Source organism: Rhizobium aethiopicum, assembly GCF_014197535.1.
In the GTDB taxonomy this organism is placed as follows: Bacteria; Pseudomonadota; Alphaproteobacteria; order Rhizobiales; family Rhizobiaceae; genus Rhizobium; species Rhizobium aethiopicum_A.
On the sequence record NZ_JACIFV010000002.1, the window covers coordinates 183,835 to 198,170 of the forward strand.

At 57.0% G+C, this 14,336-nt stretch carries 12 protein-coding genes and 1 pseudogene; 9 read left to right on the forward strand and 4 right to left on the reverse strand.

The annotated features are described in order from the left end of the window. Positions 1-18: 18 nt before the first annotated feature. Complete coding sequence (locus GGD53_RS04040; protein ID WP_184453807.1) at positions 19-951, forward strand: VOC family protein; 933 nt, start codon at positions 19-21, stop codon at positions 949-951. 10 nt (positions 952-961) lie between these two features. Beyond that, positions 962-1,567: an alpha/beta hydrolase gene (locus GGD53_RS04045; protein WP_184453809.1), complete on the forward strand. Its 606-nt coding sequence runs from the start codon at positions 962-964 to the stop codon at positions 1,565-1,567. Between the two features lie 161 nt (positions 1,568-1,728). Here the strand turns inward: GGD53_RS04045 and GGD53_RS04050 are convergent, their stop codons facing one another. Next, positions 1,729-1,971 (reverse strand): KTSC domain-containing protein, encoded by a 243-nt coding sequence (locus GGD53_RS04050; protein WP_184453811.1) that lies wholly within the window; start codon positions 1,969-1,971, stop codon positions 1,729-1,731. Between the two features lie 352 nt (positions 1,972-2,323). On the opposite strand from GGD53_RS04050, the pseudogene GGD53_RS31600 reads away from it, so the two are divergent. Together GGD53_RS31600 and GGD53_RS04055 are read left to right on the forward strand one after the other, a co-directional pair. After that, a pseudogene (locus GGD53_RS31600) lies at positions 2,324-2,560 on the forward strand (TolC family protein); the annotation flags it as partial. Positions 2,561-2,631: 71 nt separating this feature from the next. Then, positions 2,632-3,423, forward strand: a complete 792-nt coding sequence (locus GGD53_RS04055) for a metallophosphoesterase family protein (RefSeq protein WP_184453813.1) — start codon at positions 2,632-2,634, stop codon at positions 3,421-3,423. Between the two features lie 174 nt (positions 3,424-3,597). On the opposite strand, the gene GGD53_RS04060 is transcribed toward GGD53_RS04055, so the two are convergent. Further along, on the reverse strand, positions 3,598-4,917 hold the full coding sequence (locus tag GGD53_RS04060; RefSeq protein ID WP_085779128.1) for a UDP-glucose dehydrogenase family protein: 1,320 nt from the start codon (positions 4,915-4,917) through the stop codon (positions 3,598-3,600). A gap of 268 nt (positions 4,918-5,185) precedes the next feature. Continuing rightward, on the reverse strand, positions 5,186-5,785 hold the full coding sequence (locus tag GGD53_RS04065; protein ID WP_184453815.1) for a transglutaminase-like cysteine peptidase: 600 nt from the start codon (positions 5,783-5,785) through the stop codon (positions 5,186-5,188). A gap of 302 nt (positions 5,786-6,087) precedes the next feature. Between GGD53_RS04065 and GGD53_RS04070 the strand changes: the two genes are divergently transcribed. The 5 genes from GGD53_RS04070 to GGD53_RS04090 all read left to right on the forward strand — a co-directional run bounded on the left by GGD53_RS04070 (position 6,088) and on the right by GGD53_RS04090 (position 12,848). Then, entirely contained in the window at positions 6,088-7,497 is a 1,410-nt protein-coding gene (locus GGD53_RS04070; protein WP_184453817.1) for an O-antigen ligase family protein, read from the forward strand. Between the two features lie 302 nt (positions 7,498-7,799). Then, a complete protein-coding gene (locus GGD53_RS04075; protein WP_064804417.1) occupies positions 7,800-9,011 on the forward strand; it encodes a polysaccharide biosynthesis/export family protein in 1,212 nt (403 codons plus the stop codon). Between the two features lie 85 nt (positions 9,012-9,096). Then, complete coding sequence (locus GGD53_RS04080; RefSeq protein WP_184453819.1) at positions 9,097-9,816, forward strand: sugar transporter; 720 nt, start codon at positions 9,097-9,099, stop codon at positions 9,814-9,816. A 51-nt stretch (positions 9,817-9,867) separates the two neighbouring features. Then, positions 9,868-12,144: a polysaccharide biosynthesis tyrosine autokinase gene (locus GGD53_RS04085; RefSeq protein ID WP_184453821.1), complete on the forward strand. Its 2,277-nt coding sequence runs from the start codon at positions 9,868-9,870 to the stop codon at positions 12,142-12,144. After that, a complete protein-coding gene (locus GGD53_RS04090; protein ID WP_184453823.1) occupies positions 12,144-12,848 on the forward strand; it encodes a hypothetical protein in 705 nt (234 codons plus the stop codon). Before GGD53_RS04085 ends, GGD53_RS04090 begins: the two co-directional genes overlap by 1 nt. Positions 12,849-13,179: 331 nt before the next feature. Here GGD53_RS04090 and GGD53_RS04095 read toward each other — a convergent pair whose 3' ends face one another. After that, positions 13,180-13,887 carry an Ig-like domain-containing protein gene (locus tag GGD53_RS04095; protein WP_184453826.1) on the reverse strand — a complete coding sequence of 236 codons (708 nt, stop codon included), beginning with the start codon at positions 13,885-13,887 and terminating at the stop codon, positions 13,180-13,182. Positions 13,888-14,336: the final 449 nt, after the last annotated feature.

The following is a 14,336-nucleotide window of genomic DNA, read 5'->3' on the forward strand; positions in this document are numbered from 1 at the left end:
GGCAGAAAGGGGTCTCACATGCTCGATCAGATCAAGGGTCTGCACCACGTCACGTCGATGGCGGAGGACGCCCGCACCAACAACCAGTTTTTCACCCATGCGCTCGGCCTGCGTCGCGTCAAGAAGACCGTCAATTTCGATGCGCCCGATGTCTATCACCTCTACTACGGTGACGAGACCGGTGCGCCCGGCACGATCATGACCTATTTCCCGTTCCCGAAGATGGCGCAGGGCCGGCCCGGGACCGGGGAGGTCGGCACGACGGTATTTTCCGTCCCGCAAGACTCACTCGGCTTCTGGAGCGACCGTTTCGCCGCGCTTGGTCTCGGCGGCCTGAAGGCTGAGGAAAGCTTCGGCGAAAAACGTCTGAACTTCTCCGGGCCGGATGGCGACGGCTTTGCGCTCGTCGAGGTCAAGGACGATGGCCGCCAGCCGTGGACGCATGGCGGCATCAGCGAGGATCACGCTATTCGCGGCTTCCATTCCGTTGCCTTGCGGCTGAGGGATGAAGGCGCGACGGGCGAACTGCTGAAGTTCATGGGCTACGAAGTCGCCGAGGAAAGGGACGGGGTCAAACGGCTGATCAGGCCCGGCGGCAACGGCGCGCACCTCATCGACCTTGAAACCATGCCGAACATTGCCCGCGCACTTCCCGGCGCCGGCTCCGTCCACCATGTTGCCTTTGCCGTCGAAAATCGCGAAAAGCAGCTCGAAGTGCGCAAGGCGCTGATGGATACGGGCTATCAGGTCACACCTGTCATCGACCGGGATTATTTCTGGGCGATCTATTTCCGCACGCCGGGCGGTGTTTTGTTCGAGGTCGCGACCAACGAGCCCGGCTTCGACCGTGACGAGGACACGGCTCATCTCGGCGAAGCGCTGAAGCTGCCACAGCAGCACGCTCATCTTCGCGCCTTGCTCGAGCAGCATCTGCAGCCGCTCGAAGCGTAAGGAGGGCGAAATGACCGAAACCGGATATGTGCACCGGCTGCATGCCGGTGCACCTGACAAACCCATTCTGCTCGTGCTGCACGGCACCGGCGGCGATGAAAACCAGTTCTTCGATTTCGGCCGACGGCTGCTGCCCGAAGCAACGATTCTTTCGCCGCGCGGCGATGTTTCCGAATACGGCGCGGCGCGGTTCTTCCGCCGCACCGGGGAAGGGGTCTACGACATGTCCGACCTTTCACGCGCGACGGAGAAGATGGCGGCCTACGTCAAGGCGTTTGCCGATGAATACCGGGCTTCCCAGATTCTCGGCCTGGGTTTCTCGAACGGCGCAAATATTCTGGCCAATGTGCTGATCGAAAAGGGCATCTTCGACGCGGCGGTTTTGATGCATCCGCTCATTCCGTTTCAGCCCGAGGCCCGGTCGACGCTCGCGGGAAGAAAGGTGCTGGTGACAGCCGGGCAGCGGGATCCCATCGCTCCGGTCGCGATGACCCAGGCGCTGTCTGCGCACCTGGAGGGCCGGGGCGCGGAGGTCAGGACGGTCTGGCATGCCGGTGGGCACGAGATCGCGCCATCGGAGATCAATGCGGTTGGCGACTTCCTCGGCGGCTATTGATCTGTGCCAGCACAGTGGCCAAGATATTGAGCGGGACCGGCGAATGCCGGCCCCGCAACGTTGCTGAAATGACAATCATGTCGTCGTTGATCGACAGATTATCTAAAGCGCGCCGCGATCTTTCAGATTCGCTCCTTGCGCATGTCGTTGCCGCGACATGCTTAGGGGCGATGAGGATATTTGCCTCTTATTGCCTTCATGTAAAAATTCCCCGGTGATTCTGCCATCGTCAAACCGACGACGACGCCTTTGGGAACACCTTCATATTCTCGTCTCTGGCCGTTGGTCAGATAGACCCGTAGATGCCGGCTGTCTTCGTCGTAGCTGATCGCCTCGATAAGTTTCGAATCAACCGCAGTTTCCACTTTGCACCCCGCAGTTTTGGATCTGAGCTTCCTGATCAAATATTGTCATTCACGCTCGCAGCGCACCATATTTAGGCGGCGTCGCAGGGTCGTCAAGCGTGATCTGCTTTAACGTTCATTTTTTCACAGCGCCTCTCGCTATAGTTGATTTATGCAGCTTTTTCGGAGGCTTCGCCTGTGGAAAGCCGACGGTTTCGAGTTCTCCCAGCTTTGGAAATGTTGGATGACACAGCTGAAGGTGAAAGAATCGATCCTGTAGACATAAGCTTAACCGGCAGTTAACCATCATGTGCTAAAATACAACCTAATATTAGTCGCGATGTCTTCTCAACTATGGATAAGTACAGAACGCCGTTCTCCGCGGCAGCCGTTTCGCTATCGCTGGCGAGCTGCGGCGCTTCGCACCCAGGTGAAGATCACGCCGGAGACCCTTGCGCTTTCAATCGGGAGCTACAAGGATGGCAAATCCTCATTGCTTGATGTGTTGGACGCGCAGCGTTCTGTCACGGCCGCCCAGGCGAGCATGGCGCAGGCGGTTCAGCAAACGGCGAAGGATCATGTCATTCTGAATATGGCAAACAGGTTCCGGCTACACTGTCGACGCCGCGATCAGGCCAACTTCATATGAACACTGTGATTCGTGCCGTTGCAGCGATAGATGGGAAATCGATCAACCCGCCACGTGGTCGGGTCTCATAAATGGGTTACATGTCTAATTATCTAGGACGGTGGCGACAACAGATACCGATATTGGCCGCCAACCGTAAGCAGCGCGCTCGGCTGAGCTTTGCCGAAGGCGACTTCGCTGCGGTCTACGCCATGAGCGATGTTCACGGATGTTACGACGAGCTCGTCGAGGTGCATCGCCGCATCGAGGAGGACGCAGCACGCATTCAGGGGCCGAAACTCATCGTCATGCTCGGCGATTATGTCGATCGTGGACCCGATTCGAGCGCAGTTCTGGAGTTCCTGAGCAAGAACCCGCCGCCAGGATTTCAGCGCCTGGTTCTTTGCGGCAATCACGATGCAGAACTGGTGAAGCTCTATCGCAAACCGGCGGGCATTCTCGAATGGCTGGGTTTCGCCGGGACGGAGACGCTGCACTCCTACGGCATCGATATCGAGCATCTCCTGCAGTCGGCGGCGGGAAATGAAACGATCGCCCGCGTCATTCGCAATATGATACCCGAGCGGCATATCCAGTTCCTGGAATCGCTGCCGATCATGCTGCGGATAGGCAGGGTGGTGTTTGTGCATGCAGGCGTCAGACCCGGCATCGATCTCAAGAAACAAAAAGACAGCGACCTCATGTGGATCCGGCAGCCCTTCCTGGACGAGGGGCCACAGCTTCCTGTCCTCGTGATCCACGGACATACTCCGGGGCGAGCCCCGACATTCGGTCCGCAACGCATCGGCATCGACACCGCGGTTTCGGCGACGGGCCGGCTGACCGTACTGACGATCAAGGGGACGCGGGTAGGGCTGCTTTAGAGCCCTTCGGACGCAAAAAGGACGCGCTGCCCTATCCGTGTCGTGCTTTCCGAAAATCGATTCCGGCCTTCAAGCCAATGCGCTGGGCGAAGAGAGCGTGGCGCATGCTCCAAAAACAAACGCCGCGGGATTGTGCCCGCGGCGTCAGAAGATTCAGAGAGTTGCCAGGCGCTGTCAGGCGTCCTGATAAAGATTGGTGCCGATACCGGTATAGGTAAAGCCGTGTTTGCGGATCTCGTCGCTGCGGTAGATGTTACGCAGATCGACCAGGACCGGAGCGCGCATCGACTGCTTCAGGCGATTGAAATCGAGGGCGCGGAACTGGTTCCATTCGGTGACGATGACGAGGGCATCGGCGTCGGCAGCGGCTTCGTAAGGGCCGTTCGCATATTCGATGTTCTCGATGACCTTGCGGGCATTGTCCATACCCTCGGGATCATAGCCGACGACCTGGGCGCCGGCGTCCTGCAGCGTCTGGATAATGGCGATCGCCGGGCTGTCGCGCATGTCGTCGGTGTTCGGCTTGAAGGTCAGTCCGAGGATGGCGACTTTCTTGCCGCGAATGTCTCCGCCGACGGCCGAAATGACCTTGCGGCCCATCGCCCGCTTGCGGTTGTCGTTGATCGAGATCGTCGTTTCGATCAGACGGACCGGTGCGTCATAATCCTGCGCCGTCTTGGCAAGGGCAAGCGTATCCTTGGGGAAGCACGAACCGCCGTAACCCGGACCGGCATGCAGGAACTTGGAGCCGATACGGCCATCGAGGCCGATGCCGCGCGAAACGTCCTGGACGTTTGCGTCGACCCTTTCGCAGAGATCGGCGATCTCGTTGATGAAGGTGATCTTCATGGCCAGGAAGGCGTTGGCCGCATATTTGATGAGCTCGGAGGTGCGGCGGCTCGTGAAGACCAGGGGAGCCTGGTTGAGGTAGAGCGGACGATAGACTTCGGTCATGGTCTCGCGTGCCCGGTCGTCATTCAGTCCGACGACGATCCGATCAGGACGCTTGAAATCCTCGATCGCCGCGCCTTCACGCAGGAATTCGGGATTGGAGACGACGGCGACGTCAGCCGAAGGATTGGTTTCCCGCACGATGCGCTCAACCTCATCGCCGGTGCCGACCGGCACCGTCGACTTGGTGACGATGACGGTGAAGCCCTCCACATAGGTGGCAATCTCGCGCGCAGCGGCATAGACGTAGGAGAGATCGGCATGGCCGTCGCCGCGGCGGGACGGCGTGCCGACCGCGATGAACACGACGTCGGCGCCACGAACGCTTTCGCCGACATCCGTCGAAAACGACAAGCGGCCGGTGCTGGTGTTTTCAGCAACCAATTGATCGAGACCCGGCTCGTAGATCGGAATACGGCCCTCGCGAAGGGCCTCGATCTTACTCAGATCCTTGTCGACGCAGATGACGTCGTGGCCGAAATCCGCAAAGCAAACGCCTGAAACGAGGCCGACATAGCCTGATCCAATCATCGTGATGCGCATATTTCCCTCAAATCATTAGAGTAGAACGTCATGCTGCGTCGCAGCATGGCGTTCGTCATACTGAATCTGGGCCAAAAGACAATATCGAAGATCGCTTAATACCCACATCGGAAGTCGTATTGCGGGTGCCGCTGTTTGCTGCCAGCCACCCGCTCGACAGCAAAAACATAGGTTTATGTGGGCGATATGACAAGTCGAGCCGTTCGTGAGTGCCGGCTCGACTTCAATCCTGGAATGAGACGAATTGCTCTATCGGCTGCCTCGGCTGCTACAGCCGGTACCAGACGTACGGGTCCGTTCCCGATTGGATCTTGTCCCAGCGCAGATCTGTATCGCGCCAGTTCTTGATGCTGCTTTGCCTGTTGTCGAGCACCAGATCGCCCTTGTCGGTTCTGACCACGAGGACGGCGTGCCCTTCGCCGGAGGGTGTATAGGCCGTTGCGATCCGCAAGGCGCGCGATGACCAGCCCATCGCCATCAGCCGGCTGCGCTTGGTCAATGCAAAATCTTCGCAGTCGCCGCTGCGCACATTCACCTTCCAGACATCGCCGTTCAGTTCGTTGCGGGAATCGTTGCGGCCAATCATGGTACGATTGACGGTGTTGTTCACATTCTTCAGCTGCAGCATTTCCTTGTCCGTCAGTGCGATCACCGACAGTCCGTTGTTGTCGCGGCATTCGGCAGGGTTCTGGGCGCAGAACAGCACCTGGGCGAAGGGCGGAACGATCTTTCCTTTTTCGGAGATATAGCTGACCTCCGAACCGTTGGTCAGGCCGCGAGCGAAACCTGCGGGGCCGGCCGCGAATGCAGAGCAGGCATTCCCCGCTGTAAAAGCCAGTGCCAGAAGTGTAACGAAGGTTTTCTTCATCTCTTAATCTCCGTCAGGGCAAGCGATTGAGATCAGGCTTGCCTTTTGGCTCAGTCAATGGCATGGCGATTTAGTGATCTGCCAAGTATTGGGCACAGAACGTCTGTCCCGTTTCTGCTGCTTGAAGGAGCATAAGCGGGGTCCTGTCTCGATTGGCTTAAGCCATTCGCGACAATTTTAACGATGTGGAATTCTGTTGCACTTTAACACGCAAGCGCTTGATCTGCAACTTATGTTAGTACGAGTATATTAACCGTAATGGTTGTGATTGCCTCGTTTTGACTGCTGGTGAGTGAAGTCAAATGTTATCCAACCTCATCAACAGGCAGGTCTTGCGGGAGGCGATTCTCGTTGCCTTCATCGGCCTGGTGATATTGACGCTCATTCCTTTTGGAAGTGTCACACCTTTGCCCTTCGCCTTCGCCGCAATCGGAATGTTTGCTCTCGCCATCGTTTCGATATTGCTGTTTGCGGAGCCACGACAAAGCAGGTGGGTGTTCAAGATCGCCTTGCTTTTGCTCGTCGTGCTGACGAGCTGGACATTTATTCAAACGATCGAACTGCCGGTCAATCGGCTGGCAAATCCAGCCTGGGGCGCTGCGCGCGATCTGGCGGGCGTCCAATATGCGGCGATCTCCGTCGAACCGGCGGACACGCTTGCCTCGATACTCTGGGTGGCCCTGCCTTTCGTGACCTTTCTGACCGGACTTATCTTATGCGATACCGATCAACGAGCGCGGAAAGTGCTGGCCAGCCTGGGGCTCGCGGCGGGGGGCATCGCCGTTTTCGGCCTGCTGCAATTTTCGCTGTTTCCCAACATCCTGATCGTCATAGAAAAACACGCCTACCTCGACAGCCTGACAGCGGTCTTCGTCAACCGCAATACCGCTGCGACCTTCCTCGGGCTGGGAACGTTGCTCATGCTGACGCTGGTCAGGGACATTGCCCGTTCCTATTCAATCCACCCGCCCGGCGAGCCGGGCCGAAACCTTCTGCTCTTGAGAACGTGGATCTATGTTTTGCTCCTGTGCGCATGTTTCACCGCATTGATGCTGAGCCGATCACGCGCCGGAATATTCGCGACCTTTATTGCCGCGATCATCTATTTTCCCTGGCTTGTCATCAATTGGAACAGCTCGAGGCGATATTTAACACCGGCGCCGAGATGGCGCTCGGTATTGAAGCTTCTCTCGGCGGTCATTTTCATCGTTCTGCTGTTGAGCATGTTTGCAGGGCAGGCGATTTTGCGCGCGCAGGAGCGGCGGCTCGAGGATGATGATCGTTTCTGTATTCTGCCGGGCATATGGCGTGCCATTTCGGATCATTGGTTAACCGGGACGGGCCTTGGAACCTTCCGCACCGTGTTTTCTGCGTACCGCGATCCGGCCTGCGGCATCTTCGGGATCTTTGACCGCGCACATAATTTCTATCTCGAAGGATTTCTGGGGCTGGGGGTTACGTTTCCGGTTGCGACGTTTCTTACTTTCGCAGTGCTTGCGAAGGTTTTCTGGCGCGGGCTCTCCGAGCGGCGGCGCCTGAGGCATTATGTTCTGCTCGGAATAGCGGCGACGGTTTTGGTCGCCCTTCATGCGGCCGTCGACTTTTCGCTGCAAATCCCTGGTTTTGCGGTATTTTTTTCCGCATTCCTGAGCGCCGTCGTTGCGATCAGCCTCGGTCGCAGTCACGGCCAAACGGATCGCCAATATGTGTAACCGGTCCTCACACAAAGGTTTAAATGAATGGAATTTATGAAGGTTTTTCGAAAATACCGATTGATTGAGGGCTGCGGGTTGACTCTTAAACGCAAGAAATTTTATAGCGGACGCAGCCTTTAGATTATTGCCGGCGTCAGAGAGCCGGGCTGAGGCCGTTCGTTTGCTGAAGGGCTCGGCGTTGCCGGGCTGCCACAGTTAGAGAATGATAAACGGCGTTCGGTAATTATTGATCAGGGATTGTCTTGTAATTTGTCCGATTGCGGAGCAGTAGCTTCAAGGGCGTCAACACGGGTTATTCTATGGGTTGTTTTCCTGTCGGTAGTACACGCGTCGCCATTGTTGTAGCGCTAACGAGTATATTGGCAAGCTGCACGTCCTTGCCAAGATCCGGTCCCGATCACAAAGATGTCGATCGAGGGGCGGCGGTAAAGGTAACAACGAAGGAGCGTCGCGTCGGTATCGACTACGCCTTGGTTGATCTCAGCAAGAACGTCCTGTCCTATTTCACCTCTCCGCAGCCGACCTCCTTCAAGGGTTTTGGCGGTGGTCGTGGCGGTGCGCCTGAAATTCCGCTCGGTTACGGCGATGTCGTCGAGGTTGCGATTTTCGAAGCTCAGTCCGGCGGTCTCTTCATTCCCTCCGACGCCGGTAGCCGGCCCGGCAATTATATCTCTCTGCCGGCGCAGACCATCGATAGAAATGGAACGATCACGATCCCCTATGCGGGTCGTGTTCCGGCTGCCGGCCGCCTGAAGGAGACCGTCGAGCAGGATGTCGAAGATCGACTGGCCAGCCGCGCGATCGAGCCGCAGGTTGTTATCACCACGACGACCAACCGCTCCAGTCAGGTAGCCGTGCTCGGTGACGTCAACAATCCTCAGCGCGTTCAGATCAGTCCGGCCGGTGAGCGCATTCTCGACGTCATTTCCGCCGCGGGTGGTTTGACGACCAATAACATCGAAACGAATGTGACGCTGCAGCGCCGCGGCAGAACGGCTACCGTCGCCTACAATACGCTGTTGAAAAACCCAGCGGAGAATATCTATGTCGCGCCGGATGATACGATCTCGGTCGATCATGAGCGCCGTACGTTCCTCGCGCTCGGCGCCGCCGGCACCAGCGGCCGGTTCGATTTCGAAGAGTCGGATCTAACCCTCGGGGAGGCCATCGCCAAGGCGGGCGGCCTGCGCGACGACCGTGCGGATCCGGCGCAGGTCCTGCTCTATCGCCTTGTCCCGAGGAAGACGCTTGCGGCGATGCATGTAGATACGACGCGGTTTGCGGGCGATACGGTTCCGGTGATTATCCGCGTCAATCTTCGTGATCCGGCAACCCTGTTTGCCGCACAGCAATTCAAGATGGAAGACAAGGATATTATCTATGTTTCCAATTCGGACTCTATCGAATTGGTCAAGTTCCTTGACATCGTAAACTCGGTATCGTCCACTGTTGCCGGCGTGACGGACGACGCACGCGATACTCGTAGTGCGGTGCGAGAGCTCGGGCGTTAATTGAGGAAATGGCCGGCGCCGATCGCAAACGATCGGTGCCGGTGGCCTGTTTCCGATAGCGGATTTGATGAAGGAAGCCACTTATATGGCAAGGTTTAGTGTTCATCGTAAACTTGCATATAGCGGAATTGCCGCGGCAATTTTTGTCGGCATGACTTCGAGCGCCTTTGCGGCTGCTTGCCTGGGTCCCGCAAATCTCACACCCGCAGACGTCGGCGGATTTACCGCCAATCCCGCTGTTCTGCTCGACATGTCCGATCCCTTGGTTCTGTCATCGCGTGTTCGAGCGCTGGTAGGGAGCAGTAACGACGCCCTATTGCCGGTACTCGAGCAGGCCAAGAAGGCCAATGCCGCACAGATGGCGGCGATCGGATCCGGTCTCGGGCGAGCCGCAAACAGTTGCCAAGTCTCGGATCCGCAGTTCAAACTGGCGATCGAAAAAGCTGTTGCCGAGGCGGCCGGCGCCGATCCCAATCTTGCGCCGCTGCTGACAGCCTTTGCAAAGGTTCTGGCTGAAGGCGGGACGGCGGCGCTCGGTCCGGGCACAGGTGCGCCAGCGGCAGCATCCGGTATCGGCAACACCGGTTCGATCGGGCAGACAGGTCCCGGGTCGGATGACGGTACGCCGTTTGACGGCAGCACCACGACTGCCGGCACGCTGAGGGTTTCGGATACGAACGATGAGGACAGCTCGTCCACGAGTTCGACGACTTCGACGACGACAGTCGTCAGCGCGGGAGGAGCGGGGCAGTCGTCCTCTGATACGACGGAGTCGACCAGTCAGAGCATCCCCGTCACACAATAGCTGGAATTGCCTGTAGATCTTAGCGCTTGACGCCATTGTTGGAGATCGAAATTGCTGTCACCAGATAAACTTACGCCGCGTATCGACGCTTCCCGCGATACGGGAAACGAAGCTGATTTCATCGATTTCGACAAGCTTATCGCAATCGTTCGCCGGCAGTGGCGGATCGTCGCGGTGTGCGCTTTCGCCTTTGCCATTCTTGGTGTCGTCTATGTCCTGACTGCGGTGCCGGTCTACACGGCCGAGACCAAAGTGCTGATCGACCGCAGTGACAATCAGATGATTAACCAATTGGCGGCTTTCGGCCAGCTGGACGATGACGAGGGCACGGTCCTCAGCCAAGTCGAGCTGTTGAAGTCCGATACGATTGCCTATGCGGTTGTCGACAAGCTGAAACTTGTCGATGATCCGGTGTTCACTGCACAGAAGAACTCACTCTTTTCTGTCGCAACGCTGAAATCTCTGCTGAATTTTCGCTCCTGGTTTGCCGACGACGGGGCCGTTGCTCCCGATGCGGAAATGAAGCGGCGATGGGCTGCGGAAACGGTCGCCGGAAATATCGACGTCGAGCGTGTCGGCAAATCCTACGTCCTCGACCTCAGCTATACCTCGCAGTCGCCGGATCTGGCGCGAGAAATCGCCGCCGCCATCGCCGATGTTTACCTGGTCGATAAGCTCAATTCGAAATATGAAGCGACACGCCGGGCCGGCGAGTGGCTGCAGGAGCGTATCGAAGAACTCCGGCAGCAGGCGCTGGACACCGATCTCGCAGTGCAGAAATTCCGCAGCGAGCATGGGCTTGTCGAGGCAGGATCGGGCACCTTGCTCAGCGAGCAGCAGCTTTCCGAGCTGAACAGCCAGTTGATCAAGGCTCAGGCCGAAACGGCGCAGGCGGAGGCGAAATATACCCGCATCAAGTCGATCATCGAAGCCAAGCAGACCGATGCGATCGTGACCGATGTGCTCGACAGCTCGATTTCAAACGACCTTCGCAAGAAATATCTGGAAGCTTCGAAGCTCGAGGCCGAGATCGAGGCGCGGCTTGGCCCCGACCACGTTCAGGCAGTCCGGCTCCGTGCGGAGATGGCCGAATACGAACGGCTTATGTTCGACGAGCTGAATCGCATCGCCGAGAGCTATCAGAGCGAACTCACGGTTGCGCAATCCCGCGAAAAATCGCTGCGCGACAGCGTTGATAAGGCAACGGGTGTGGCCGCAACGGCGGGCGAGACGCAGGTGCAGCTCCGCGAGCTCGAGCGGACGCGGGATACTTATAAGAACCTCTATCAGAGCTTCCTGGCGCGTTATCAAGAAGCGATCCAGCAGCAGAGCTTCCCAATTACCGCCGCACGTATCATCACGACTGCGGAGACGCCGACGAAGCCGAGCGCGCCGAAAAGAAGCCTCGTCATCGCTTTCGCCATGTTCCTGGGATGCGCGTTCGGTAGCGGCATTGGAGCTTTCCGTGAATTCCGCGATCGCTTCTTCCGCACCGGTGATGATGTCAAGGATATGCTCGACGTCGAATCTCTTGGCGTGATGCCGCTGATTGAGAACAACGTCGATGATCCGACGCTCGTCGATCCGGGGAACCCGCGAAGCATCGCCAGAGGCGGCAAGACCACGACCTATGTCGAGGAGCATCCGCTGTCGGCATTCGCCGAGACGCTTCGCAGCGCAAAAATCGCGATCGATATCAGTGCCTCCGATCAGCGCTGCAAAGTTATCGGTGTGGTTTCGAGCTTGCCCGGTGAAGGCAAGTCGACGACCGCCATCAATTTTGCCAAGCTTTTGGCCATGCAAGGGGCACGGTGCCTGCTTATCGACGCCGATATGCGCAATCCGGGAGCGACGCGGGCCATCGGCCGCCACGCGGAAGCCGGCTTGCTTGAAGCAATCGTCGACAATCGCCCGCTGAAGGATCTCATTCTCCTTGACCCCAAAACAAAGCTCGCATTCCTCCCGACCGTGGCGCGGTATCGCGTTCCGCATTCGTCGGAGCTGCTTGCGTCGCGCGGTATGGATCAGCTTCTCGAGTTTGCGCGTCAAAGTTTCGATTACATTATCGTCGACTTGCCTCCTCTGGCTCCGGTGGTGGATGCACGTGCCATTAACCCGAAGCTCGACGCGGTCGTGTTCGTGATCGAGTGGGGCAAGACTTCGCGGAAGGTGGTTCAGTCGACACTGTTGTCCGAACCGGATCTCTATACGAAGTGCGTCGGCGCTATATTGACCAAGGTCGATCCGGCGCAGATGAAGCTCTACCGGACGTTCGGTTCCAGCGAGTATTATTATAAGCGCTATTCGCGATACTATACCGAAAGCTGATGCTCGGCATTCGGTATGTTTCGCCCACGAGAATCGTTTTCCTCATCGTCGCCGTGGTCTTTACGGTGCTGGCCGGCCGGGAGCTCTATGCTTCGATAAGGACGGCCAGCATTTCGCTCGTCGCCGAGAGGATAGAACGCGGCGAAACTGTCGCGAACGATGTCACGGCCAGATATGCGGCGCGTACTGTCGAGGTGGTCGAAGGGCACTATTGCCGATCTGACATCGTCGCCGCCGGCGTCACGCTCATTCTGACGCAGCTCGATCGACAGAACGTCAATGTCAACTACGACGCTTGGGCAGCTGCGGCGTCAAATGCGCGTCAATATTTACGGCATGCCCTCTCGTGCATGCCGACGAACAGCAACTTTTGGCTTCGACTTGCGGCCGTGCAGTCGAAAATCGCAGAAGAGCCGGTTTCGATTGCGGAAATGATGAAGCGTTCGGTCGTGCTCGCGCCCCACGATCAAGGAATGATTTTGTCGCGGTTTTATTTCTGGAACGATTTTACCAGCGTAACCCTTTCCGCTGCAAAGATTGCGCTTGATAGCGATCTCACCACAATGCTGAAACTTGGCGATCGCTGTATGGTCAATGCCGCGATAAAGAAGGTCAACCCGCAGCTCCGCCCGATCTTCGATCGAACTTGGGCGAGCGTAGGAGAGGGGGCGACAGCGCGGTTTCGACAGCGCTGCGGCAGATAATCGTTCTCCGCCATTCCTGAAGAGCGTAGCAAGCTTAAGCTGTCTAAACCCGCACCCGCATCTGAGATGAAACATTGCCAGCGCGGACAAAGCACGTCGTGATAACGACATGCGAGAAATAAAGAGCTAGCGTATCAGCGCGAAAAGCGGAATTCGATTTTCGGAAAGCGCGACACGAGAATTGCGAACGTAACAGCGTCCTTTGCGCGTCCGATAAGACGCCCGTTAGTCAGTGATGCCAACGGCCAAATTTCGTGACGGTACTGGTTGATAACCGACAACGTCCGCCGCGTAAGCAGCGGGCGTTGCATCATAGACGGTTTATCGTTGATCAGACGGTGGCGCCGGAGACGACGTCCGTGCCCGTGATGTTGAGCGTTAGAACGCCGACATCCGTATGGCCCTGACCATCGGAGATCTTGTAGTACTGGATGGTTTCGGTGATATGGTCGCCCGGAGCGATATCCGAGGCTAGATCATAGGTAAACGAGCCGTCCGCCTTGACATGGAAGGTTCCATAGGTGCCGGCAATGTTCGTTGTTGCGGTCGGGTCGCCGTTTACGCTGGTGTTGGCGAACTGACGCAGGAAAAGATGGCCATTGTCGCCAGGAATGTCGTTGGTCAGCAGATTGCCGCCGACGGCGTCGCCCTCATTGAAGCTGAGATGGTCGTCAACAGCAATCGGCTTTACCTGAGTGACGCCCTGGATATTCAGCGTGAATAGGCCGAAATCGGTATGGCCGGCGCCATCGGAGATCTTGTAGGAAACCCGTTCGTGGAGCGTCTCACCGGCAGTGAAGCCGACCTTTGCAGCATCACTCAATACGTAAGTATAGCTTCCGTCCGGCTTGACGTAGAACGTGCCGTAGTCGCCTGCGATTGCGGTAATCTGATTGTTGCCCTGCTTAGCACCAACGCTCTGCTGGTCGAAGGCGCGAAGGAAAAGGTTGCCATCGGATGTGTCGTTGCTGAGCAGGTTCCCGGAAATGACGTCGGTTTCCAGAAATGTTGCAGTATCGTCGGTTGCGTGAATAGCCATCTGTGTCTCTCCTTGAAATTGATCTTCGCCGGTCACTTTTGACTTCGGCGAGCCGCATGATTAAGATTATCTTAATACATAGAGTCAAGCGTGTAGTTAACAACAGACAAGCACTTGAGAGTGTATTGATCGATAATTAAACGCGTGCAATGTGCGTAAGTCGATGAAAGTCATAAATATTATAATTTTAACAATTAGTGATCGCCTACGTCGTGGCAATCTCTCTTGGATGATTCTTCGTACTGAGAAAATCGTTATTCTATGACAAATGCAGTAATGTTGTCCTGCGGTGTATTACCCTGCAGGGCTATTGGGTAATCATGACGGATTATTACGCGGAGTTGCAATGTCGTAGGACCCTATTACCTCTTGGTTGTAGTATATCGCCGAAATAAACGCCTCCGTAACCGCATATAGGTTTAGTTGGGGAACGTTGTGCTGCGCTGGAG